Source organism: Mucilaginibacter mali, from assembly GCF_013283875.1.
GTDB classification, from domain to species: domain Bacteria; phylum Bacteroidota; class Bacteroidia; order Sphingobacteriales; family Sphingobacteriaceae; genus Mucilaginibacter; species Mucilaginibacter mali.
The window spans coordinates 3,494,939-3,519,314 of sequence record NZ_CP054139.1; the positions used below are offsets into that span (position 1 = coordinate 3,494,939).

Sequence of the window (24,376 nt, forward strand, 5' to 3'; positions counted from 1 at the left end):
TTAATTTTTATTATTTTTTGGCCAGGGTATACTTTGCCCAAAAATCGGTGGAGCTAAACATATTGGCCATGTCGAAACCGCCGCCGCCGCCGAAACCACCACGGCCGCCGCCGCCGCCGCGGTTTCCACCACCGCCGCCACCGAAGTTGCCGCCTCCGCCGCCGCCACGGTTACCACCGCCGCCGCCATTTCCGCCAAAGCCGCCACCGTTGTTGTTACCGTCCCCGCCACCACGCTGGCCACCGAAGCCGCCGCCATCGCGATTGTTATCATCGCGGTTACGGTCGCGGTTCATTTGTATACCGTTTATCTTCAGGTTGTATGCTATCTCTTTAGTTTTATCAAGCGAGATACCTAATTGCGAAAAAGGCACAGCCAGTTCGCAAATAAAATTGCCATTGGCATCGTAAGCTACCGCGCCCTTCAGGCTGTATTCGTTATAAATAGATACCACGCTATCCGGAATATCTTTAAAACCTTTCAGCTTCATTTCTTTAACAGCAGCTACCGCAGTACGGCGCATGCTGTTAATAGTAGCGGTATCAGGAGGGCCACCCTGCTGTCCGCCGCCGCCGCCCTGGCCGCGCTGACCTCTTTGCCCCCCCCCCATCGCGCCACGCATAGCCGAACGGTTGATCAATGGGAAAGTGATAATGAACGCGTCTTTATCTTTCTTTTTACCTTCGGTATTTAATATAAAATCAATACCGCCGGCCATAATTTTATTAGCGGTAGATTGATCGTTGGCTTTAATGGCAAAATATAGGTTCTTGTCATCATTGCTCACGGTATAGCTAACGTTATCTGTTTTGTTATTAGCTTCTAAGGAGTTACCATACTCGTTAAGTTTGCCATCAACTTTAACATTTGCAGGCGCCCAAACGCCGGTTTCCTGTACGCTTTGCGCCCTGGCTGCAAATAAGCCCATGCTTGCGGTTAAGCAAAGGCCCAGTTTAATTAATGTTTTAACATTAGTGTTCATCGTTATATTTGGTTAAATAGGGTATATTCTAATCTTAATCATTTTCATGATGGCCTATATAGGCCAGTATCTTATCCTTATAATTATCGCTTACCGATATTTCGCTCTCGCCTATCATCACCCGGTTCTTTTTAAACGCCGTTATTTTATCCAGTGCCACTATAAACGATTTATGCACCCTCGCGAAGGCATCAGCCGGCAGCTTATCCTCCATAAAACGCATACTTAGGCGCGTAATTACCGGTTTTGTTGCACCAGCCAGGTATATCTTCACGTAATCCTTCAGGCCTTCTACATACAGTACATCGGGTATATTGATGCGCACAACCGAGTAGTCGGCATTTACAAAAATATAATCCGGTTCGGCCGGGGCCTTTACCTGTACCTGTTGAACCACAGGTTGTGCCCCCATATCTTTTTGCTGGCGCAGGCTCAATAATTCGTAAGCCTTATTTACCGCCTTTAAAAACCGATCGAACGATACCGGCTTCAGCAGGTAATCAACCACATCGAGGTTAAAACCGTCCAGCGCGTAATTATCATAAGCGGTGGCCATTATTACCAATGGTGGATTTGTTAAACTGTTTAAGAACTGTATGCCCGATATCCCCGGCATCTGGATGTCTAAAAAGATCAGGTCAACCGGCTCGCGGCGCATAAAGTCCATGGCTTCCATGGCATTTTTGCATTTTCCCATCAATTTCAGATACGGGACCTTCATCACGTTATCCTCCATCAATTCAAGGGCCAGTTTTTCGTCGTCGACTAATAGACAGCGTACCATTACTTTAGTTTAATTTTCAGGGCGGCAATAAATATATTGTCGTTCTGCATTATGTCCAGGTTATAATCCTCTTTGTATAGTAATTCAAGCCTCCTGCGCACGTTCACCAGCCCAATGCCCGAATCTTTATCCTTGGTATGTTGCTGAGGTGCAACAGTGTTCATCACTTTGAAATCCATCCAGCCGGTGGCGTCGTCCACACTTAAAGTGATGTTGATCTGTGGGTCCTCAACCATGCCAACCCCATGCTTGAATGCATTCTCCACAAAGGGGGCAAGTAACATTGGCTCAATATAGTAAGCATTTATGTTATCAGGAGGGTTGAACATAATTGTTACATCGTCGCCAAAGCGTAATAGCTGTAAAGCGATGTAACTTTTAAGGTAATCAACCTCGCGGCCCAGCGATACGCGCTCGTCGTCATTTTCATACAACATATAGCGCATCAGCTTGGAAAGTTCTATCAGCGACGGCTCCAGCATATCCGACTTTTTACGTGCCAGCGCCACCATATTGTTCAATATGTTGAAAATAAAGTGCGGGCTCACCTGCGAGCGGAGGAAGCTCAGTTCGGTCTTTAGGTTCTCGTTCTCTTTTTCCTTACGGATCTTTTCCTGTTTGGCATTATCGATAATGATACGGTAACTGATACTGATACCCAGGATGAAGATATAAGGTATAATGTTAAAAATGCACCAGAAAATCAACCTGTTACGCCTATCCCCGCCAAAATCTCCATGAGGGCCACGAGGGCCGCCGGGGCCAAAATCTCTCCGCTCAATTCTTCCATGCGCTACGCGTCCGCTATCTGCATGCTTGTCTAAGGTAATGCGCTGCCCGGTTAACGGCCTGGCTTCTACAACTTGCATGGTCCTGAAGCGCTGAGGCTGCGGAAATATAACATCATCTATTTTACGCAATAAGAACATTACAGATATGACCAGCACAACAAGCGATAACACGTATAACCATAACTGTTTGCGGCGTTTATATAATACCGGGTACAGGTAATACGCGTTGAAATAGAAAATGCCCGCATAAAGCGCGTTATTGAACATTGTACGATAATGCCACATATTGAACCCCTTCCAGGTAGATGGGTTACGGAAAAGGTATGGAGATATGATGTATAGCCCCCAAAGCAATATGTGTATTGCAGGGACTAAATATTTGCCAGAGAATATCTTTTTAAGTGCCATTAGGTATAAAAGTACCGTTAACCGCAATACCCGTTTTGCATAAGAGACAAAAGCGCCGTTATTTTAGACGAAAGCGTGGTTTTTTGCGATGAAATTTGGGGCGGTGTTGGTGGTGATTTAACCACAAAGTTCACGAAGGAACAAATTGGGGCCACCACAAAGTGCACAAAGGGCGTTATTTTATAAAAGATCTCGATCGCAAGAATCTTGTATGATCATTGCATGGCTTTGTGACCTTTGTGAAAAATCTTTGCGCCCTTTGTGGTTAATTGCCATCAAAACTCACACGCCGAATTTCATCCAGCCCTCTCCCTCGTACCCGAAGATGAATTGTTTGGGGTTAATGATCTCGGCCAGTATTTCTATCGAATCTACTATCCGTGGCCCCGGTCGGTTGAAGTAGTGGTTGCCATCGGTGATATAGAGGCGGTTATTTTTTACGGCCTTCAGCGCGTTAAAGCCGGGTTGTTGCAGCAGGATGCTCACTTCGCGCAGGGTGCGGTCCATGCTGAAGCCACAGGGCATCAGTACGATGATATCCGGGTCAGCAGCAGCGATATCATCCCACTTTACATAGGGCGAGTGTTTCCCGTTTGCAGCCAGTACGGGTGTACCGCCGGCTATCTCCACCAATTCGGGCACCCAGTTACCGCTGATCATTAATGGTTCCAGCCATTCTATACAGGCAACGGTGGGTTTAGTATCTATAAACTTCAGTTTATGTTTGATGATATCCACCCGCTCGTGCAGGCGTTCCAACAGGTCGGCGCCGGCTTCGGGGACATTTAAGGCATTGGCTACAGCGGTGATATCGTTAAAAATATCATCCAGTTTATTAGGCTGCAGGGATAGGATGCTGGTTTGCTTATCCAAATAATTATCCAGCGCCTGCTCTACCTCTTGCAAGGATACCGCGCAAACCTCGCACTGGGCCTGGGTAATTACCACATCGGGTTGCAGGGCTTTGATCTGTTCGCGCCTTACTGTATATACCGACAGTGCGTCGGCCAGTATCTCCTTAACTTTAATATCAATCTCCAGGCTGCTTAAGCCATCTTCAAAATTTGCTTCCGAACATACGGGCAGTTCTTTTACCGCTTCGGGGTAGTCGCATTCGTGCGATCGGCCTACCAGGTTTTCCTGTAAGCCCAAAGCGCATACAATTTCGGTAGCGGCGGGTAGTAATGATACAATTTTTTGCACCGGCATCAATTTCATTTTTTATTAGCAGGTGCAAATAACGGCAAATTCAATTTTTAACCGAAATATATCTGCCAAACTAAAAACCTTGATTACTTTTGGGTGATGATATTCCTTACCTTTTTCCTTGGCCTGTTCACCAATTTTATTGGCTATATCCCGCCGGGCAATATCAATTTAACCCTGGTACAGATCACCATAAACCGTGGAATGAAGCAGGCCATGCAATTTATCATCGCCTTTTCAAGCGCCGAATTTATCTTCACCTTCATTATCATGAATGCCGCCAAATGGCTATCGGCGCAAGTTCATTTAGATGTTGTTATCGATTGGGTGATGGTCATCCTTTTTGGCACGCTGGGCATCATTACCTGGCTGCACCGCAAAAAACCACCCGAAACCAAATACAAGCCACATCAAAGTATTAAATACGGCATACTGCTGGGCTTCATCAACCCCATGCAGGTTCCCTTTTGGATGATAGCCGGCACCTACCTTATCACACACGAGTGGATCATCACCGGAAACATCGCTTTAATTATTTTTAGCTTGGGCTCAGGCGCGGGGGCTTTTTTGTGCCTGTTCCTGTATGGCAGGTTTGCCCGGTATATACAAAGCAAATTTGAACTAAGCACACGGGCTATCAATACGGGTATTGCCATCCTTTTCTTTTCGTTCGCGGGCTATCATATAGCCAAAAGGGTTTATTTTTTGGTGCGCACGCCGGTTAAGCAGCAAGCGCGGGTTGCGCCTAAGAATAATCAGCCCGGGGAATATCCTTCCTGATCAAACCTACATCCCCACTACAAATCCCGACAATTAAGACTGTTTATTTATTCGCGCCTTCATTCTATCATTCAGATGGTTATATTTACATACCTATATCACCCTTGCCTGCCTTATGGGAAAAGTAAATACATCCGGGATACGCCGTTTTGCAATAAAGTTACTTTTCATCGCCCTGCTTTTGGGGCCGATGCTTGTAATAGCGCAAAACCAACCGCTAACTCCCGCACGGCAAATAGTTGATGCTATAAATACATACGCCAGCAACGCCGCGATAGAAAAACTATACCTGCAAACCGATAAAACCAACTATAGCGCGGGTGATACCCTTTGGTTTAAAGGCTACCTGTTCAACGCTGCCGACCTGTCGGCATCCCGCAAAAGCGGGCTGCTGTATGCAGAAATTACTGACGAGAATAATAAAGTAGTGAAGCGCGCCATGTTATCGGTTATTGCCGGGCAGGTTTGGGGCAATATCCCGCTTTATGAAAATGCCTACCCTGCCGGCTTGTATACCCTGCGCGCTTACACCAACTGGATGCGCAATTATAACGAAGCCTACGTTTTTAAAAAGCAATTCAGCATTACCAGCATCAATACCGGCGAGGGCTGGCTCATCAACTCGCGGCTGGATATGGCCGAAAAGGAGGGCAAGCCTAACGTTAAGATGACGCTTGATTTTACCGACCTGAAACAAACCGCCATTGCGGCCCGCGATGTGGAAGTAACGCTAACCGAGGGCCGCAAAAGATGGTTCAGGAATAAAATGATGATAGGCGTGGATGGCGCCCTGGACTTCAACTTCAACCTGCCCGAAAAAGCCGATCCGCAGAAATTGACCATCAAAATAACCGAGCAGAAAAAGGATAATACCGGGGCTACCTATCTTGTTCCTGTACTGTTAAAGCGCCCGGAACATACTGATCTGCAATTTATGCCAGAGGGCGGCGCACTGGTAGCCGGCTTGAAAAGCAAAGTGGCCTTTAAAGCCATAGCCGAAGATGGTAACGGCACCGATGTAAACGGTGTGGTTTACAACAGCAAGCAGCAGCAGGTGGCCATATTTAAATCGGCACACAGGGGCATGGGGTACTTTTACCTGCAACCGCAGGCCGGCGAAACTTATACCGCCGTCATAAAAAACGACGCGACTATCAGCAAAACCTATCCCCTACCACTGGTTAAGCCATCGGGTATGGTATTACGGGTGGCGGATGTAATGGGTACAGATTCTGTTGCGGTAAACATTACTGCCAGCGCAGATATGACCGATACGCCTGGCATTTATTATCTGGTAGCCCAATCCCGCGGCATGGCCAACTATGCGGCAGCTTTTAAGCCCGATGTACACGGCAAGTGGATCAGTATCAGCAAAAACATTTTCCCAACGGGTATTACCCGCATCAGCATCCTGAACCAAAGAATGCAGCCATTGAACGAGCGCATCATTTTTGTAGATCATCACGACAGGCTGTGCGTAAACATCAACAGTAATAAAAAAACCTACGGCAAACGCGATAGTGTTGGACTGGATATCACGGTAACCGATCAGGCCGGCATGCCGGTACAGGGTATATTCTCGATGGCGGTTACCGATGACAGCCAGGTGAAGGTAGATTCGATGAAAAACAGCACACTGGTTAACACCTTGCTTCTTACTGCTGACCTGAAGGGTAATGTGGAAGACCCGGGCTACTATCTAAAAGATATCCCAACGGAAGAAACCACGCGCGACCTGGATAACCTGTTGCTGACACAGGGATGGGTAAACTACGATTGGAGCAAGGTTTTCAACCTGGCGCAAGCACCCGCGTTCCCGGCCGAGCAATCGTTTACCATCAAAGGAAAGGTGCTGAATATATTTAATAAGCCGGTAGCCAATTCGGGGGTGGTACTGCTCTCAAAAAAGCCGGCCCTGGTGCTGGATACGGTCACCAATGCTTCCGGCGTGTTCGAGTTTAAAAATATTTACCCATCGGATACCGCTGCTTACGTTATACAGGCCCGCAATAAAAAGGGCAAAAGCTTTAACGTGGGCATCGAGATGGATGAATTTGTACCACCTGTGTTTGCAGCCATGAGTGGCCGGCTTATACCTAACTACCTGAATATGGACAGCCTTAGCCGTAAGGCCGTTAACACCCGCATGGCCAACAAACTGGAGGAAAACAAAATGATGGGTATCCACCAGTTAAAGGAGGTGGTGATCACGGATAAAAAGATCATCAAAGACTCGAAAAACCTGAACGGCCCGGGCGAATCGGACTTTGCCATGAACGAAGCTGATATAGAAAAAGCCGGTAAAACCACACTTGGCGATCTGTTGCGGGCCAACATTAAAGGCTTTAGCGACCGCGGCGGCCGGTATTATGTGGTGAATAGCGAAGCGGTTATACTGATTATTGATGGTGTGGCCATACATAAACTGATGACCGAAGGCATGCGGTCGTACAAGGACTTGTACGATGAATCGTTAAATTATTTTACCGCCGAAGACATAAAAGGCATCGAGTTTATGCAGGCCGGCCGCTATGGTATGGCCTACTTTGCCGAGTATATGCATCCCCTGCAAAAGCCTTTTGATTTTTGCTATGTGGAAGTGACCACCCGCGCCGGCAAAGGGCCTTATTACACCCACACTCCGGGTGTTTATGTATACAAACCGCTACCGTTTGCGCTGCCTGCCGAGTTTTATTCGCCAAAATACACGGTTAAAACCAGGGCCGTTTTGCCCGATATCCGCTCCACTATTTACTGGAAGCCCAATATCATTACCGGCAAGGACGGCAAAGCGCAGGTATCATTTTACACCGCCGACAAGCCCGGTACCTATACCCTTATGCTGGAGGGCAGCGATATGCAGGGCAGTATTGAAAGTATGCGAACGAGGGTGGTAGTGAAGTAATTTTCAAACAGTTTGTCATTGCGAGTGATAGCGTGGACAACCGACCAACGGGAGCTCATTAATGCCTTGATGAAAAATCAATACATTAATAATCACATAGGACATGCAACGAGGACCTGCCTATGAGATTGCCGCGCCGCTACGCTCCTCAATGACATTGTTTTTATTTACTTCTTCAAATTCCAGATTTTCTCCGCCTTTCGCCCAATCAGCCAAAACGATGCGGCCAGGATAGAGAAGAATACGGCCATATTGGTCTCGTTCCAAAAGTACTCGAAGTATTTGGTGTACAGGAAGATGATCAAAAAAGTAATGCCGAACTCGCGTGCAACGACATCATTGGTTTTTAAGCCGAACAACATAAATCCTGCCGCTACCACAGCCGAGATAATGCCCCAATAAAACAAGCTGATCTGCTTTACCTGCCACCACAGGCCCAAATCGCCGTAGTTGCCAAAAATGGTGAGCATCCACAGCGCTAAAAAGAAATAGAGCAAGCCTACTACATAGGTCAATTCCCAAAAATACTGCATCCATTTGCGGTTTTTAAGGATGTAGCAGGCGACAAGCAAAACCAAACCAAAGCCTACAAATCGCAGCGGGTAGTTCATCCCCAAAAAGTAATTGGTCCAATGCGTTTGATAGCCGGTTTCGGTACCGAACCAACTGCCCAGCGATATCAGCGCAAACAGCCATATCAATCTCGAGTTAAAGCGCCAGGCCAAAAAGCCATATACAAACACCGATATAAGGAACAGGATGGAAAAGTGATGCGAACCATCATCAAAGGTTTTACCGAAATAGGCAATGCTACAGGCCGTAAACAGGATACCCGTAAAAATAAAAGCCTCGTTACTGAATATCTTTTCGGGGTTCTTCTTTCCACGCCGCCGACCGTAGTAGAAAAGCAGGGCAGCTATAATGCCCGATCCAACAGCAATTACAACGTTAGGCGTATAATACAGGCTTTTTATCCAAAGGATCACCCGGGTATCGATCAGCAGCGAGCCAAAGGCCACTACACCGCAGAACAGCGCCACCCAAAACGAGTACTTGGCCAGCCGCATCCAGTCGAAGCCCTTTACTTCGATAGATTCACGCAGTTTTTCGGCACCAGGCGCATCCAGTAAGCCATCCTTTTCCCACTGGGCGATGGTTTTGTTTAAAAATTCGCTTTCCTGTTTATCCAGTTGCTGCTTCATGGCTGGGGATGAAGATAAAAGAATAATGCGTGAATTGAAATTTTGTTGGGGACGATGATGGCAATTTAACCACAAAGAACACAAAGTTTTTTCACAAAGTTCACAAAGGATCTGCCATCGTTAACAGAGACCCATCAGCTTAAAAATTCTTTGTGAACTTTGTGGTTCCTGTCTTTGTGTTCTTTGTGGTTAATTTGCCCCTAAAGCCGACAAAACATCTAACTTATCCTGCGCTAATTGCGCTTTCAGGGCGTCAAGCGAATCAAATTTCGCATCCCCCCGGATATAGTGCAGAAACTCCATCCTAACGGTTTGGTTGTAGATCTCGCGGTCGAAATCGAAGATATTTACTTCGATATTACGGGTGATGCCGTTAACTGTTGGCCTTGTGCCGATGTAGGCCATGCCTTTGTATTGTTCGCCGTCGATATCCAGCTTAACTGCAAAAATGCCGTCGCCGGGGATCAACTTATAAGTTTCCAGCGGTTGGATATTTGCTGTCGGATAACCGATCTGCCGGCCGATCTGATCGCCGCGGATGACCTTACCGGTGATGAAGAACGGGTATCCTAAAAAGGTATTGGCCGTCGCGATATCGCTTTGCAGCAGTGCTGTGCGGATACGGGTTGAACTTACAGCCACCTCGTTAATATCCTGTTCGGGAATTTCCATCACATCAAATCCGTAAACCGGGGCAAGGCGTTGCAGGTCTTCCAGGCCGCCGCTGCGGTCTTTACCAAAACGGTGATCATACCCGATAACGATCTTTTTGGTACCGATCTGCTTTACCAGCACAGTTTCGATATATTCCTGCGGGCTTTGATTAGAGAAATCGCGGGAGAACGGGGTGATGATCAGGTGATCTACGCCCATCTCCTCCAATAGCGAAGCCTTCTCGGCTATCGTGGTGATCAGCTTCAGCGACTGGTCTTCGGGATGCAAAATCATCCGCGGATGCGGGAAAAAGGTAAGCAGCACGCTTTCGCCGCCCGACGCTTTCGCCAGTTCTATAATATTGGATATAATTTTGCGGTGCCCCTGGTGTACGCCATCAAACGTGCCAATGGTAACCACCGCGCCATTTACCGCCTTAAATTCATCAATATGATGGTAGATCTTCATTACTTTTTGTGATTCCGCAGATTTTTGGATGATTTCACCGATGTGTTCAACTTCCGAAACTTTATACAAAGATAATCGGTGAAATCATTCCTGTATCGGTGAAGCCTCCTTCAATTGTCTAATTGAAGTCACTAATTCCATTACCTCGTGCGCGTCTTCTATCTTAAAATTGCCGCTGCGGGTACGGCGCAGGCGCGACAGGTAGGCCGCGTTGTTCAACGCCTTACCAAAATCGCTGGCCAGCGAACGGATATAAGTCCCCTTGCTGCATACCACCCTAAAGTCAACCTCGGGCAGTTCGATACGGGTCAGTTCAAACGCGGTGATGGTTACATTGCGCGGCCTAAGTTCCACCTCTTCCCCCCTGCGGGCTTTTTCGTACAGGCGCTCGCCGTCTATCTTCACTGCCGAATGCGCTGGTGGATACTGCTGTATATCACCTATGAATTGCTTGCAGGCTTCATGTAACTGTTCTTCTGTAATGTGGGCGGTATCAAATTTTTGCTCCGGTTCGCTTTCCAGATCGTAAGTTGGGGTGGTTGCACCGAGCGTGAAAGTACCTGTATATTCCTTTTCCTGCGCCTGGAAACTGTCTATCTGTTTAGTCATCTTCCCGGTGCAAACGATCAGTAAACCCGTAGCCAGCGGATCGAGCGTGCCGGCGTGTCCTACCTTTAGTTTAAGGGGCTTAAAGGCGTTGCGTATTTTGCCAACCACATCAAAGCTGGTCCAGCGGTAGGGTTTGTTTACCAGCAATAGTTGCCCGGCGGCGTAATCTTCTAATTTCAAAATTTGCTTATGTTATCGGCTGCCGTAAAAACTACGGCAGTTTTAATTCACGGCAAAGGTAGTCATTTTCGTTTTTACGGGGGGGGTATCGACTTGCCCATTAAACAAATAACCCCGCCGCAAGCGGCAGGGCTACGGAATATCTTTCATCAACAGACTATTTCTTCTCCTCTACACGCTTTAGCATACCGTGCAGGTTAGTGCCCTGAAAATTCACATCAATGGTGATGGAATCGCCGTAAAACTTACCTACGTTTTTTAACGGCGTACCATTAAAATTAAGGTTAAATACAAAATTATTACCGCTGATCTTACCATCGGTAATAGGGATAGAACCCTGGTCGGAATCGGCTGTACCGGTTAATGCCTCGCCATCTACTTTAAAGGTATATTTAACAGGAAAATCGCCATTAGGGGTTTTTATTGAACCCGTCCACTTGCCGGTCAGGTCGGCAGCTATGGCCAGGCAAATTAAAAAAGCGCCGCACACCAGTGCAATGGTAGAAAACAATCTCTTTTTCATGGTTTTAGTTTTTTATCAAAGATAAGAAAAGTCGGAAAGTCCGGAAGTCCGAAAAGTCCGGAAGATAATTTTGAAAAGCATCCTAACCGGAATATCTTTCGGACTTCCGGTCTTTCCCCACTTCCCGACTCTATTACGGCAACCGGTAATAATAGATCGGCTCGCCCACACCTTCGCTGGCGGTATAATAACCTTTGCCATCGGGGGTAAAACCTATGGCTTCGCCTTGCTTTTCCTGCTTGTAGTACAGCTTTTCGGGCTTTTTAGTCATGGCCTGCCAAACGGGTACGCCTTCCGGCCGTTTCCAGTAGTAAACGTGCTTATAGTTGCGCAACAATATTTGGGTGCCATCTTTGGAGATATCGCCGCCCGTTACCCATTTAAATGGCGGTATGCCACCTAAGCGGATGGTGCTGCGTTTGGTCAGCGTTACCGTATCACCTGTTTTATAAGCCAGCGGTGTAGTATAGATAGTAACCGCGTTCTTCCGTTTAGAAACAATGTATAGCAGTTGCTCTACCGGGTCAACCATCAGCGTTTCGGCATCTTTGGCACCATCGGGATACTTAACGTGCAGTGGCGCGGTATCTACATGTTTAACGCTGTCGGTAATTGAGGGTTCCTCGAAGCGGTAGATGGTTAAGTATTTACGCACAGCCTTGTTATCGCCGATATCGCCCAGGTAAACATAGCTTTTATTTTTATCCGGGCCGGGGCCAACCGCAATATCCTCGCAATCGCGCGCGCCAAGGGGCTCGGATGGATCGCCCTTGTAGTAGTAAGTTGCCTTCAGCTTACCCTCGGGCGTAATGGCGAAGAAGCGGCTGGTATCACCGCTATCGTTATGGATATAGTAAATATTGCTGTGGACAGATGACGCCGCGATGCCCGAAGTTTCGTCCAGTACACTGCCTGTAAGATAACCGGTTATCGTTTCCTTTTCATGCCTGATCTTTTGCGCGTAGGCGGCAATCAGCGTAAATATGATAAAGGCGGGTAATAACACCCGCTTCTTTTTGATGAGTTTAATCATTACTGCAAAGGTAACGTATGGTTTATGAAGTTATTATTAAATAAGCCCGTTTCTTAACCTTTGTCTATGATCTTATCATAAAAAAGTTCTTTTAATACTCGTTTTGTAGCGTTGTATTTTTACAACTGTTTTACGATGCCATATATTTAATCGCTCATCAAAACATCAAACACTTGCCATTAAGGCGGTTTTTATCCATTTACATATCAAAGAACGTTTATTTTGAAGTTTGCAAAACGTTTACTTTACCAAATTATATTTGGAGATTTAGATCTATCTAAAAAAGCCGGGTTTGCAAAAATCGTACAACAGGAACGTTGTACAGGCTATTAGTTGCTACAATATACAAAAATTTCGGCACCAAAACAAACGCTATAATTATTGCCCGGTATTAAACTAATTCTATTTGCGGGGCGTTATAATTATAACACAAGGTTAACTGTGTATCAATATGAAAGCAGATAACAAACATTACCGGTTTATCAACAGCGAAACCGGCAACACCCTGTATTATTACGCGCTCGACGGCATCCTTGACGAGGGACAGATAAAAGCCGAACTGGATAAAATAAAAGCGCAGGTTGCCATACAAAACAGTCTTTATGTAGATATTATTTATTGGGAGGAAATGCGGGAGGATGCGTTTGCGTAGCGTATTTTCCCGTCATGCTGAGCGGGAGCGAAGCATCCCCGTTAAGCAGAGCGTCCTTGCATGGTTTGGGATGCTTCGCTATCGCTCAGCATGACGATGGGGCATTATACCCCAAACCTGTACATCGTTGATGACTTAAACATCCCGCCCCTGCTTAACAAGGTAGACGGAAACGTGGGCTGGTTGGGCGAATCGGGGAAATGCTGGGTTTCCAGCGCAAAGGTGGTGCGGAAATCATCTTTGCTGCCGCCTTTAAAGGTATTGGTGCCATCCATAAAGTTGCCGGTGTAAAACTGCATACCGGGTTCGGTGGTCAGTACCTCCATTACAATGCCGGTTTGGTCGCCGGTTACCTTGGCGGCCGGGATTAGCTTTTGCCCTTCTACTTTATTTAATACGTAATTATGGTCGTAGCCGCGGGCAATGTTTAGTTGCTCATGGTCGGCTTCAATACGTTCGCCAATGGTATAGGGTTCGCGGAAATCGAACGGCGACATAGCCACAGCCGATAACTTACCCACGGGGATCAAATTTTCGTTAATACGGGTGTAAGCTGCTGCGTTTATCTGCATGCTATGGTTAAGGATACTACCGCTCCCCTCGCCATTCAGGTTAAAATAGGCATGATTGGTAAGGTTTACCACCGTATCACGGTCGGTAGTGGCCTCATAATCTATCAGCAGGGCGTTATCTATCAGGGTAAAGATCACCTTCACCTTCAGATCGCCGGGGAAGCCATCTTCTCCATGGGGCGAAAACAGGGTCATCACAGCGAACTGGTCTTGCGCCTCGGTTATCTCCCAAACCTTATCGTGGAAACCGCTGCCGCCGTGCAGGCAATTAGGGCCGTTGTTTACAGGCAACTGGTAAGCCGTATCCTTTATGGTAAACTGTCCATTGGCAATGCGATTGGCAAAACGGCCAATAGTAGCACCGTAATAAGGGGCAGTTGCGTTCAGATAATCTTCAACCGTAGCAAACCCGGCTACCACATCAACGGAGTTGCCATCCTTATCGTTCACCAACAACCCCGTAACCCTTGCGCCATAATTGGTAAGCGTAACCTGTAAATATTGATTTTTAAGTGTGATAAATCTGGCTTGCATGTCGCGTCGGGTAAATGTGGTATCCGTCAAAAGTATAAATTATCTGGTTTCGACGGATACACTGAACATTATTTTACAGCTAAAGGCGCTATTAAAAGCTGTTGGGTGGCCTTATTATTTTTCAGGTGATGAAAATTACGTAAAAATTAATGCTTGTACCTATAAACACCTGTAAAATTATCCTTAAAGCCATTTCCCGTAGAGGCACGATACTTCGTGTCTCCCATATGCATATCAAAAAGAGACACGAAGTATCGTGCCTTTACGGAGATCTGCAAAAACAAAAAAAGAGCCAGATAATTATCTGGCTCTACGTTATACTTTGTTGTAATCAACTATTGCTTCAATATCCAGGCGAAGATCAGCGGGGCCACAATGGTAGCATCGCTTTCTACAATAAACTTAGGCGTATCGATATCCAGCTTCCCCCAGGTGATCTTTTCGTTCGGTACCGCGCCCGAGTACGAGCCGTATGAAGTGGTACTATCCGAGATCTGGCAGAAATAGCTCCAGAACGGAATGTTTTCCATTTCCATATCCTGGTACAGCATTGGTACCACGCAGATCGGGAAATCGCCGGCAATACCGCCACCGATCTGGAAGAAGCCGATGCCCTTACCTTCCGAGTTTTTCACGTACCAGTCGGCCAGCCATGCCATGTACTCGATACCACTTTTCATGGTGGTGGCTTTAATTTCGTTTTTAATCACGTACGATGCAAAGATGTTACCCATGGTGCTGTCTTCCCATCCCGGCACCACTATCGGCAGGTTGCGCTCGGCAGCGGCCAGCATCCACGAGTTTTTAGGATCTATCTCGTAGTATTGCTCCAATTCGCCACTCAGTAATATTTTATACATGTATTCGTGCGGAAAGTAGCGCTCGCCATTGTCATCGGCATCTTTCCATATTTTGTGGATGTGCTTTTGCAGGCGGCGGAAAGCTTCCTCTTCGGGGATGCAGGTATCGGTTACGCGGTTATAGTGGTTCTCTAACAGGTCCCACTCGTCCTGCGGGCTCAAGTCGCGGTAGTTTGGCACACGTTTGTAGTGCGAGTGTGCTACCAGGTTCATAATATCCTCTTCAAGGTTAGCGCCGGTGCAGCTGATGATATCTATTTTACCCTGGCGGATCATCTCGGCCAGCGAAATGCCCAGTTCGGCGGTACTCATGGCGCCGGCAAGGGTCACCATCATTTTGCCGCCTTCCAGCAGGTGTGTTTCGTAGCCTTTGGCCGCGTCCATTAAAGCTGCCGCGTTAAAGTGCAGGTAGTTACGCTCTATAAACTGAGAAATTGGTCCTCTTGTAGTGCTCATGTTTTTTCAGATTTTTTGCAGGGGCAAAGGTAAGGATTACGTGGCGAGATTAACCACAAAGGGCACAAAGATTTTTCACAAAGGTCACAGAGATAAATTTAGCTGATTTAAGCCTTCAAATTTTTTTAAATCCCCAAAAGCCTTTGTGCCCTTTGTGAAAAATCTTTGCGCCCTTTGTGGTTAAATTACCATCTTGCCAAACAAAATCCCCCTATCTTAGTTCCCAAATCTGATCATGAAAAAACTTATCGCCCTTATCGCCCTCGCGCTGCTGGCCACTCCCCTGTTCGCGCAAAAGAATCTGTTGCCCAAATTTGTACGTAAAATGCTGTTTGAAAAGGATAGCAGCAAGCATAGCAGCTACTTTCTGCTGCCGGTATTAAGTTCGGCGCCGGAGACCGGCGTGGAGATCGGTGGTTCGGTATTATATTCGTTTTATACCGATACGCTAAGTAACGATACCCGGGTATCCAACATCTTCGGTTATGGCACCATCACCACCAAAGGCCAAAGCCGCCTAAGCCTGAGCACCGTTTACTGGGCGCCGCATAACACCTGGAAGTATACGGCGGGCATCAGCTATATTAACTTTCCGTTCGATTTTTATGGCATCGGGCCGGACACCTATAAAGCCAACAAAGATCACCTTGGCCAAAAACGCTTTAAGCTGAATGTTGAGGCCGATAAACGCTTTGGAAAATATGTTTATCTCGGCTTTATGCTTGGCGGCTTTGATTACAAATTCACTAATGAAAACCCGGGCGGCAGCTTTGATACCAACCCCAATGTGGTCGACAAAAAAGGCGGTACCAGCGCGCTGGCCGGACCCGTATTTATTTTTGACACCCGCAATAACAATACATACACTACCAGGGGAATTATGATCACCAGCTATTTTAACCTGTACCAGGGCCTGGGGATAGATTACGACACTTACAAAGGCGGCTTGTTTAATATCGAAATATCGCAATACAACCTGCTCACCAAACGCCTGGTGCTGGGTTTTGATATACAAAACCAAAACCTGACCGGCGCCCGTTCGCCGTTTTACCTGCTGCCTACCCTGGGCAGCGACGAGATGATGCGCGGCTTTTACAACGGCCGCTACCGCGACCGTAACCTGATTGCCGGCCAGGCCGAACTACGCTACCGCCTGAGCGATCGCATAGGTATTGCCGGTTTTGCTGGTGGCGGCACGGTGTATAATAAATCGTTCACGCTATCCAGCCTTAAACCGAACTACGGCGGCGGCCTGCGCTACTTCTTTGATGTGGAAAAGGGACTTACCATCCGTGCTGACTACGGCTTTGGCCAAAAAGTGCCTGGCGAGGAAAGGCAGAGCGGGTTTTATTTAGCGCTTGGGGAAGCGTTTTAGCCCCCGGCCCCCTAAAGAGGGAGTAAATGTGCAGATGCGGAAATGTGCAGATATGCAGATGAAGAATTACTAAAGGATATTATTCTCCCTCGTGGATGGTAATGTACCTTTTGCCATCCCAATAAATAACTATTCCGGCAACAAACGCTTTATCTTCAAGCTTGTAGACCGAAATGGCAAGGTACTTTAACCTGATCTTTTTTCCACCTGTTATGTCACCATCTTTACTAAAAATGGTTTGGTTAGCGGTAAAATTTTTCAGAAGCTTCCAGCCGCTTTGCCAATTAATATCGCTAAAGCCCTCCCCCGCGATCTTTTTACCTGCCCCAAACAAAGTGATCTCATGGCGTTGGTTTCCGGCAATTATCAAAACACCTTTTTTGCCCGATACTTTTTCTGCTACCTGAACCGCGATATCTTGTTTTCCATCACCGTCAAGATCGGCAATAAGGATGCCTGGCTTGCTGGCTTGCAAAATGGTGTAGCTTGCGTTTAATTTATGGTCGTTATAAGAGCGGGTAAACCATGACGGCAAAGGGGCACTTTCGCTAATAAACGCGCACAAAGTAAGAAATACTATCGAAGCTGTTCTAATCATACTAAAAATTCCATCATCTGCACATTTGCATATACGCACATCTGCACATTCTCAAAACTTGATCAAAAAATCCTCCTTCTCCTTCCCTTTTCTAAAGTACACCAAGCCTATCCAAAACAGATCGACGGTAATGCTTACCTGCGGGTGGGCTTTTATTTCGGCCCAGGCTTCCTTCATGCCCTCGCTCCAGTAAATATCGTCAAAGATGAGCAGGCTACCTTCGTGCACTTTGGGCAGGCACCATTCAAAATAGCGCAGGGTGGCTTCTTTTTGGTGGTTGCCGTCTACGTAAACAAAATCTAATTGGGACAGGCTGTCTATCAGCGGGTGCAGGGTATCGTCAAAGTTACCGACTTGTTGCCCGATCGTATTGGCCCCCTCCTGCTTAAATACCTCGCCGGCTACGGCGGCGGTTTGCGGGCAGCCTTCCAGCGTGTATGTTTTGGCTTTCGGCGCGGCTTGTTGCAGATATAGGGTGGTGATGCCCAGGCAAGTGCCCAGTTCTATGATATTGCTGGGTTGCAGGTCGGCTACCAGGCGGTAAATGAGTTGCGCTAAGCGTGGAGATTTCAGGGCGTTTTTGGCAATAACACTTACCGCTTTTTCACGGTTTTTATTCAGGTGCGATCCGGCACCCAGATCGGTCACCGTAATGGTTCTATTGTCATTCAGCAGTCGTTTTCGCGCGTTTTCAATTTCGGCGTATACTTTTTTTTCAGAAAAATCGTAAATTACCTCATCAACCAGTCGGTACACAAAAGGCGAATGCAAACCATGCCGGGTTTTGGCCGTAAATTTGTGTTTTAAGTAATCTAACGCGAACCTTATATTTAACATCCGGTAAAATTATTAATATTTTTGGTTGGCTAAAAAATGATAGAGAATACCAAGGAAATAGCATCACTGATACGCCTGCTGGACGACCCGGACGCAGAGATATTTGAGCATGTGCACGATAAGCTAAAATCGTACGGCAGCGAAGTTATCGAGTACCTTGAGGGCGCCTTCGGGCAGGCCTTCGACCCGATATTGCAGGACCGTATAGCCAACCTGGTGCACGAGATACAATTCAACTCGCTTAAAACCGAATTGCAGTTATGGCAGCAAGGCGGCGCGTTCGATCTGCTGCAGGGGGCCCTCATCATTAATAAATACCAATACCCCGATCTTGACGAGCAAAAGATCATCAACCAGATAGAATCCATTAAGCGCGATATCTGGCTGCAAATGATATACGATGGCAGCCCGGCCGAACACGTAAAGCTTATTAACCACGTGTTGTACAGCATCCACGGCTTCAGCGGCAACACTGCTAATCACCAGGACCCGCAAAACAGCTACCTGAGCCAGGTGCTGGAAACAAAAAAGGGCAATCAGATCTCGCTGGCTATTATCTATTCGGTCATCGCTCAAAAGCTGGATGTGCCTATTTACGGCGTCAACCTGCCGCAACATTTTATTTTGGCTTATACAGACGATAGCCTTGTGAACGAATTTGAAGGCGGCATCCTGTTCTATATCAATGCTTTCAACAAAGGCTTCATTTTTGGCAGGCGCGATGTAGATATGTTCCTGAAGCAACTTAACCTGAAACCAGAAAAGCAATTTTACGAACCCTGCAGCAACAGCGAAATTATTAAACGTGTGTTGCGTAACCTCATCAGTTCGTACGAGCATTTAGGCTCTACCGATAAGGTAAAGGAGCTGACCCAATTGCTGGAGATAATGGGGTAAAACCCAACTGTAGAGACACGATACGTCGTGTCTTCTGTATGGATATCAAAAAGAGACACGAAGTATCGTGTCTCTACAATTTATTACCTGAATAACCTACCCAGATCAAAACTAAATCCCGGGATAATTAACGATGGCAATTGTTGCGGCTTTAGCGCCTTTTGCTTTAGCTGGTAAACATTATTCTCAAGCGCGTAAAGTTCGGCGTTTTCCATTATCGGGTCGATAATAATGTATTCTTTAACGCCATGCTTTTCATAGATGTCCTTCTTTTCACGTAAATCAACATATGCACTTGATACCGACAATATTTCGATAATCATATCTGGCGCACCATTAACCTCACTACTTTTGATAATTTTTTTTCGCTTTTCGGAAACATATACTATATCAGGCTGATAAGTATATCCATCGTCAAAACGGACATCAATTGGGGCATACATTATTATGCCCTTGTTGCCTGATTGATTCAAAAACGAAACAAGATCGATAAAAACTCTGCCTGAAACGATTTGGTGTACCACTTGCGATGATGGCTCTGGTGAGTTCCACAACACCAAATCATTTTCAATTAGTTGATAATTGCCCCCCTCCGGCAATGCCATGTAATCTTCAATTGTGTATCTCTTTTTCTTTTCGCCGAGAAGCATATGTTAAATATAACTAATTTCGTACCAATTATGAAAAGCACCAAACCCACCATCCTTGTAGTGAACGACGACGGCATTACCGCGCCCGGCATTAAAGCCCTTATCAGCGTAATGCAGGAACTTGGCCGGGTAGTAGTTGTAGCGCCCGATAGCCCGCAATCGGGTATGGGGCATGCCATTACCATTGGTAAGCCGTTACGCTTAGACAGGGACGACCTGTACGAAGGCGTTGAGATGTACCGTTGTTCGGGTACCCCGGTTGATTGTGTGAAGCTGGCCGTAACCCGTGTGTTCCAGGGCCACAAGCCAGATCTGTGCGTATCGGGCATCAACCATGGGCTGAACAATGGCATCAACGTATTGTATTCGGGCACCATGTCGGCAGCGGTTGAAGGCGCTATCGAGCACATCCCCTCCATCGGCTTTTCGCTGGATGATTATACCTGGCAGGCCGATTTTAACCATTGCCTTAAATATGTAAGAGAGATAGCACAACAGGTATTGCAGAACGGCCTGCCCGTTGGCACGCTTTTAAACGTAAACTTCCCCAACACCCCGCACATTAAGGGTATAAAAATATGCCGCCAGGCCAATGCTAAATGGGCCGAGGAGTTTGACGAACGGGTTGACCCCTACAAACGCCCTTACTATTGGTTAACCGGCGTATTTCAGCTGAACGATAACGGGCAGGATACCGACTCGTGGGCTTTGGATAACCACTACGCGTCGGTAGTACCTGTGCAGTTTGATATGACGGCGCATCACGCCATCCCTGTTTTAAACAGTTGGAAGTTTGATGTATAACCTTATTACTTTAAGGTAACCACGTTATAATCTATGCCGATAGGGTTTCCCTTCATGCCCAAAGTAAGCGGATAATTGGCGTTGTTTAAGATCCAAAGCGAGGTTTTACCGTCGGCTGTAGCGGCAAAGGTGGCATCAACGGCTTTGCCGTCCACTTTAAAGCCGTCGGCGTTATCTTTTACGGTGTATGTTAATCCACTGTAAACAAAGCTTTTTTTATCTACCATCGTTTTGTAAGCGGCTTTAGAGATGCACATAAAGGTTTCATCATCGGCAAGTGCGGTTACCGCATCTGGCGCAGGTTGGTCACCGCCAAATTTGGTGCCGCTTTCTAATCCTTTAGCCTTCATGGCATAAGTGCCGCCGGTACCCGATACATTCCAGTCGATATTGATCACATCGCCCAGGCTTTTAACGGTTAAGCCCAGCACTAAGGATTGGCCATGATAGTCAAGGTCCATGCTAACGGTGGTTCCTGCCTTAATTTCAGGCGATAGTTTTTGTGCCTTAACGGCGATGGCAAACAAGACGATAAATGCCATTATAAGTACTTTTTTCATATCGGGTATGCTGGTTTTGTTGTTTGCCCAAAATACTAAATTACATTTAAATAAAATATTAAGCCCGCAACAAACTATTTACCAATTACTGACGTATTATTGAAATAAATACCGGTATCTTTATCATATCTTGAAACAAAACCGGCAGCACTTACCGAACCTGCTAATTTTATAAATGAGGAAACACCTACTATATCTAACATTTACGTTTATTGTAGCTGCTTTTGCCACAAGCTGCAAAAAGGACGATGATATAGCCAAGGCAACCGAAAGCAAGGTGGTACAAGGTAGTATTATGGGGGTAAACGGGCCAACTTCGGGCCTGGTTGACCAGGAATTAACCTTTAGCCTGGTATGGCAAAATACCGATGGCACTTTAAAACTCCATCACCTGCAGGATTCGGTAGCTAACGACACTACCATGGTGAAGCTTTTCACGCTCACCAATATTGCCGATACAACGGCAGCGGCCAAAAACCTCAGCATCGCGTCCTATAAATTCAAAGCCGCCAAACCCGGCACCTACTACCTGAAATTTTACAAGGCCGATAGCACCGGCAAAGCAGCCATTATTGATACGCTGAATATAAAATAAGCTTAACTAATTGTATATTTGGTATATACCCATTATACCTATGTTACGCCGCAAACATCTTACCTTATTACTTATTATGCTCAGCGTTGTTATCGGCGCAAACGCGCAAAACACGCCTGCTACTCCATCAAACTTTAAGCTGTTTTTTGAAAAGATTTACCTGCATACCGACAGGGACACCTATGTAAAAGGCGACACACTTTGGTTTAAGGCCTACTTAACCAATGCGCAAACCAATAAGCCCATAAAAACCAGCGGCACTTTATATGTAGACCTGATAGCCCCCGATGCGCACGTGATAAGTACCGAATTTGTTCGCCTAAACAATGGATCGGGCAACGCCGATATTGAACTGACAGACACACTTGCCGCCGGCAAATACCGCCTGCGGGCCTATACCAACTGGATGAAGAATTTTGGTGATGCCTTTATTTACGAAAAGGAGATCACCATAGTCGATTTATCCGCACCCGCAACGCCGGTTACTGCAAATAAAAAAGATAAGAAGAAAGCCAGTCAGCCGCAAACTGCGCCCATAATCGCCCCGGCATTGCCTACCGTCCGCTTTTTCCCCGAGGGCGGCTCCATGATAGCAGGCATCAGTAGCCTCATAGCTGTAAAAGCCGAAGATGCTAACGGCAAAGGAATACCGGCAACGGGAGCGGTAATATCTGCCGCAGGCGATACCATTGCCCGCTTTAAATGCGATGATCTGGGAATGGGATTATTCGCCCTTCTACCTGCAAAAGGACAAACTTACAGTGCTACTGCAAAAGTGGCTAACAAGCAACTGCCTGTGCAATTGCCCGCAGTGTTAAGCCAGGGACTGGCTTTACAGGTTAAACAAACCGATAGCTTATTGCATGTGGTGATCAGCAATACCTCGGCAGACCCGGCACAATATACTTTAACAGTTAAACATAGCGGCCAGACTATTATCAGCCAGGCGCTGGCATCTTCGGGACTACAAACCGCGGCAAAGATCTCCAGCCGTGATCTGCCTGAGGGCATTGTCGCGGTCGCCCTTTACGATACTCAGGGCAAGCCCAACTGCGAGCGGCTGGTGTATATTCATCACCCGGATTTTGGTTATGCAAAAATCAGCACCGATAAAAGAGTTTATGCGCCGTTTGAAAAAACTACCGTGCAGTTTGATACCGATGCCGGGGCAACCAACCTCTCGGTAGCCGTGGTTGATGCCATGGCAGTACCGCAGCAGGCTGATGATATCCTGTCGTACCTGATGCTGGGGTCTGAACTGCATGGCCATGTTGAACAGGCGCGCCGTTATTTCGACGCGAACAATGCCAACCGTTTTAAACAGCTTGATCTGCTACTGCTTACCCAGGGTTGGCGCGATTTTATTTGGCGTAGGCTCACCGATACAACAATACATATAGATCATACAGCCGAAAAGGGCATTAGCTTATCTGGATTTGTAAAGGATGAAGTTAACCACAAGGCCATGCCGGCTTTAAATGTTTCCCTGTACGCATCCGGCCTGGAGGGTACCAAGTTGTTTGCAACCCGTACAGATACTAAGGGCCACTTCATTTTCGCCGACCTTGCCATATACGATAAACAGTTTGTAAAGCTATCATCCATAAATCTTAAAGGCGATAGCAAGGGTACGGTTTATGTAGATACCTTTTTCACGCTGCCCGTAAAACCAGTGCTCAATAAGCGGACGGATACCCTGCCCGATACCGTTACACCCGCCATTGCCGCCCTAATAAAAAAGGCCGGCACGGCTAATCAGCTAAAAGGCGTTACTAACTTAAAAGAGGTGAAAATTACAGCAAACAAAAACATAGTAACCTTAGATAACGGGCGAAAAATGATGACCTGGGGCGATCCGCAGATATTTAATATTACCCCGCAGGATAATCAATACAGAACGCTTACCTGGTTTTTACAGCAACGGGACAAGAGGGCCATATTAAATGATGCGAACCGACCGGGTGTAGCTTATATGATTGATGGCAAAAAAACACAGCCCCTGTTAATGATAAATGGCAGCATGTTCCATATTGATAAGGAACTGTATTTTAATATGCCAATTGAAAAATATAAACGTGTGGAAGTAACGCAATTAGTGGCGGGCTCCAGGGCTTTTTTCTTGATATCAGCCTATACTAAACAGGCAAACCCGCTGATAGATAATCCCGGTTACTTGGGGCTTGACGTGCAGGGCTATTATCAGGCCCGCACCTTTTATAAACCGGTTTACGAGGGCGAAGCTAATCCGCCCAAAACCGATATGCGCACCACCATCCATTGGCAACCTTACCTAAAAACCGATGCCGATGGCAAGGCCACATTTAGTTTTTACAATACATCGGGCAGCACCACGGCCAGCATTATTGTACAGGGGATAAAAGATGATGGTACGCCAATAAGCGAAGTGCTAAATTATGAAGTGAAACAATAACGAAACCGATTCACGCTACCAGTGTTTGTT

Annotated in this window: 23 protein-coding genes; 8 read left to right on the forward strand and 15 right to left on the reverse strand. The window is 46.6% G+C overall.

Going from position 1 to position 24,376, the window contains the following annotated elements; genetic code table 11:
• Nucleotides 1-10: 10 nt before the first annotated feature.
• The 4 genes from HQ865_RS25810 to HQ865_RS14585 all read right to left on the reverse strand — a co-directional run bounded on the left by HQ865_RS25810 (nucleotide 11) and on the right by HQ865_RS14585 (nucleotide 4,183).
• Nucleotides 11-982: a hypothetical protein gene (locus HQ865_RS25810; protein WP_175582433.1), complete on the reverse strand. Its 972-nt coding sequence runs from the start codon at nucleotides 980-982 to the stop codon at nucleotides 11-13.
• 34 nt (nucleotides 983-1,016) lie between these two features.
• Complete coding sequence (locus HQ865_RS14575; RefSeq protein WP_173415591.1) at nucleotides 1,017-1,766, reverse strand: LytR/AlgR family response regulator transcription factor; 750 nt, start codon at nucleotides 1,764-1,766, stop codon at nucleotides 1,017-1,019.
• Complete coding sequence (locus tag HQ865_RS14580; RefSeq protein ID WP_173415592.1) at nucleotides 1,766-2,965, reverse strand: sensor histidine kinase; 1,200 nt, start codon at nucleotides 2,963-2,965, stop codon at nucleotides 1,766-1,768. Before HQ865_RS14580 ends, HQ865_RS14575 begins: the two co-directional genes overlap by 1 nt.
• Nucleotides 2,966-3,247: 282 nt before the next feature.
• The gene (locus tag HQ865_RS14585) at nucleotides 3,248-4,183 is read right to left on the reverse strand and encodes a cobalamin-binding protein (protein WP_237073473.1); all 936 of its coding nucleotides are present in this window, start codon (nucleotides 4,181-4,183) and stop codon (nucleotides 3,248-3,250) included.
• An 87-nt stretch (nucleotides 4,184-4,270) separates the two neighbouring features.
• Between HQ865_RS14585 and HQ865_RS14590 the strand changes: the two genes are divergently transcribed.
• Entirely contained in the window at nucleotides 4,271-4,951 is a 681-nt protein-coding gene (locus tag HQ865_RS14590; protein ID WP_173415593.1) for a LysE family translocator, read from the forward strand.
• Nucleotides 4,952-5,066: 115 nt separating this feature from the next.
• Complete coding sequence (locus tag HQ865_RS14595) at nucleotides 5,067-7,856, forward strand: hypothetical protein (RefSeq protein WP_173415594.1); 2,790 nt, start codon at nucleotides 5,067-5,069, stop codon at nucleotides 7,854-7,856.
• 167 nt (nucleotides 7,857-8,023) lie between these two features.
• On the opposite strand, the gene HQ865_RS14600 is transcribed toward HQ865_RS14595, so the two are convergent.
• The 5 genes from HQ865_RS14600 to HQ865_RS14620 all read right to left on the reverse strand — a co-directional run bounded on the left by HQ865_RS14600 (nucleotide 8,024) and on the right by HQ865_RS14620 (nucleotide 12,525).
• Nucleotides 8,024-9,058, reverse strand: a complete 1,035-nt coding sequence (locus HQ865_RS14600; protein ID WP_173415595.1) for a DUF2157 domain-containing protein — start codon at nucleotides 9,056-9,058, stop codon at nucleotides 8,024-8,026.
• Nucleotides 9,059-9,247: 189 nt separating this feature from the next.
• Nucleotides 9,248-10,180, reverse strand: coding sequence for a bifunctional riboflavin kinase/FAD synthetase (locus HQ865_RS14605; RefSeq protein ID WP_173415596.1), 933 nt, complete (start codon nucleotides 10,178-10,180; stop codon nucleotides 9,248-9,250).
• Between the two features lie 84 nt (nucleotides 10,181-10,264).
• Nucleotides 10,265-10,969: a tRNA pseudouridine(55) synthase TruB gene (truB, locus tag HQ865_RS14610; RefSeq protein ID WP_173415597.1), complete on the reverse strand. Its 705-nt coding sequence runs from the start codon at nucleotides 10,967-10,969 to the stop codon at nucleotides 10,265-10,267.
• Between the two features lie 157 nt (nucleotides 10,970-11,126).
• On the reverse strand, nucleotides 11,127-11,492 hold the full coding sequence (locus tag HQ865_RS14615) for a glycoside hydrolase (protein WP_173415598.1): 366 nt from the start codon (nucleotides 11,490-11,492) through the stop codon (nucleotides 11,127-11,129).
• A 133-nt stretch (nucleotides 11,493-11,625) separates the two neighbouring features.
• Nucleotides 11,626-12,525 carry a hypothetical protein gene (locus HQ865_RS14620; protein WP_173415599.1) on the reverse strand — a complete coding sequence of 300 codons (900 nt, stop codon included), beginning with the start codon at nucleotides 12,523-12,525 and terminating at the stop codon, nucleotides 11,626-11,628.
• Nucleotides 12,526-12,976: 451 nt separating this feature from the next.
• Here HQ865_RS14620 and HQ865_RS14625 point away from each other — a divergent pair, with 451 nt between their 5' ends.
• The gene (locus HQ865_RS14625; protein ID WP_173415600.1) at nucleotides 12,977-13,177 is read left to right on the forward strand and encodes a hypothetical protein; all 201 of its coding nucleotides are present in this window, start codon (nucleotides 12,977-12,979) and stop codon (nucleotides 13,175-13,177) included.
• 104 nt (nucleotides 13,178-13,281) lie between these two features.
• Here the strand turns inward: HQ865_RS14625 and HQ865_RS14630 are convergent, their stop codons facing one another.
• Together HQ865_RS14630 and HQ865_RS14635 are read right to left on the reverse strand one after the other, a co-directional pair.
• A complete protein-coding gene (locus HQ865_RS14630; protein ID WP_173415601.1) occupies nucleotides 13,282-14,283 on the reverse strand; it encodes an aldose epimerase family protein in 1,002 nt (333 codons plus the stop codon).
• A 335-nt stretch (nucleotides 14,284-14,618) separates the two neighbouring features.
• Nucleotides 14,619-15,599 carry a deoxyhypusine synthase family protein gene (locus HQ865_RS14635; protein WP_173415602.1) on the reverse strand — a complete coding sequence of 327 codons (981 nt, stop codon included), beginning with the start codon at nucleotides 15,597-15,599 and terminating at the stop codon, nucleotides 14,619-14,621.
• 235 nt (nucleotides 15,600-15,834) lie between these two features.
• Here HQ865_RS14635 and HQ865_RS14640 point away from each other — a divergent pair, with 235 nt between their 5' ends.
• On the forward strand, nucleotides 15,835-16,974 hold the full coding sequence (locus tag HQ865_RS14640; RefSeq protein ID WP_173415603.1) for a BamA/TamA family outer membrane protein: 1,140 nt from the start codon (nucleotides 15,835-15,837) through the stop codon (nucleotides 16,972-16,974).
• Nucleotides 16,975-17,053: 79 nt separating this feature from the next.
• Here the strand turns inward: HQ865_RS14640 and HQ865_RS14645 are convergent, their stop codons facing one another.
• Together HQ865_RS14645 and HQ865_RS14650 are read right to left on the reverse strand one after the other, a co-directional pair.
• Entirely contained in the window at nucleotides 17,054-17,611 is a 558-nt protein-coding gene (locus tag HQ865_RS14645) for a hypothetical protein (RefSeq protein ID WP_173415604.1), read from the reverse strand.
• A 12-nt stretch (nucleotides 17,612-17,623) separates the two neighbouring features.
• Nucleotides 17,624-18,409, reverse strand: coding sequence for an O-methyltransferase (locus HQ865_RS14650; RefSeq protein ID WP_173415605.1), 786 nt, complete (start codon nucleotides 18,407-18,409; stop codon nucleotides 17,624-17,626).
• Nucleotides 18,410-18,445: 36 nt separating this feature from the next.
• Between HQ865_RS14650 and HQ865_RS14655 the strand changes: the two genes are divergently transcribed.
• Nucleotides 18,446-19,306 (forward strand): transglutaminase-like domain-containing protein, encoded by an 861-nt coding sequence (locus HQ865_RS14655; protein ID WP_173415606.1) that lies wholly within the window; start codon nucleotides 18,446-18,448, stop codon nucleotides 19,304-19,306.
• A gap of 83 nt (nucleotides 19,307-19,389) precedes the next feature.
• On the opposite strand, the gene HQ865_RS14660 is transcribed toward HQ865_RS14655, so the two are convergent.
• Nucleotides 19,390-19,956: a Uma2 family endonuclease gene (locus HQ865_RS14660; RefSeq protein ID WP_173415607.1), complete on the reverse strand. Its 567-nt coding sequence runs from the start codon at nucleotides 19,954-19,956 to the stop codon at nucleotides 19,390-19,392.
• A gap of 30 nt (nucleotides 19,957-19,986) precedes the next feature.
• Between HQ865_RS14660 and surE the strand changes: the two genes are divergently transcribed.
• Nucleotides 19,987-20,760 (forward strand): 5'/3'-nucleotidase SurE, encoded by a 774-nt coding sequence (gene surE, locus HQ865_RS14665; RefSeq protein ID WP_173415608.1) that lies wholly within the window; start codon nucleotides 19,987-19,989, stop codon nucleotides 20,758-20,760.
• A gap of 5 nt (nucleotides 20,761-20,765) precedes the next feature.
• Here surE and HQ865_RS14670 read toward each other — a convergent pair whose 3' ends face one another.
• On the reverse strand, nucleotides 20,766-21,320 hold the full coding sequence (locus HQ865_RS14670) for a hypothetical protein (RefSeq protein ID WP_173415609.1): 555 nt from the start codon (nucleotides 21,318-21,320) through the stop codon (nucleotides 20,766-20,768).
• 175 nt (nucleotides 21,321-21,495) lie between these two features.
• Here HQ865_RS14670 and HQ865_RS14675 point away from each other — a divergent pair, with 175 nt between their 5' ends.
• Together HQ865_RS14675 and HQ865_RS14680 are read left to right on the forward strand one after the other, a co-directional pair.
• Complete coding sequence (locus tag HQ865_RS14675; protein WP_173415610.1) at nucleotides 21,496-21,915, forward strand: hypothetical protein; 420 nt, start codon at nucleotides 21,496-21,498, stop codon at nucleotides 21,913-21,915.
• 40 nt (nucleotides 21,916-21,955) lie between these two features.
• Nucleotides 21,956-24,346, forward strand: coding sequence for a hypothetical protein (locus HQ865_RS14680; protein WP_173415611.1), 2,391 nt, complete (start codon nucleotides 21,956-21,958; stop codon nucleotides 24,344-24,346).
• Nucleotides 24,347-24,376 lie beyond the last annotated feature (30 nt).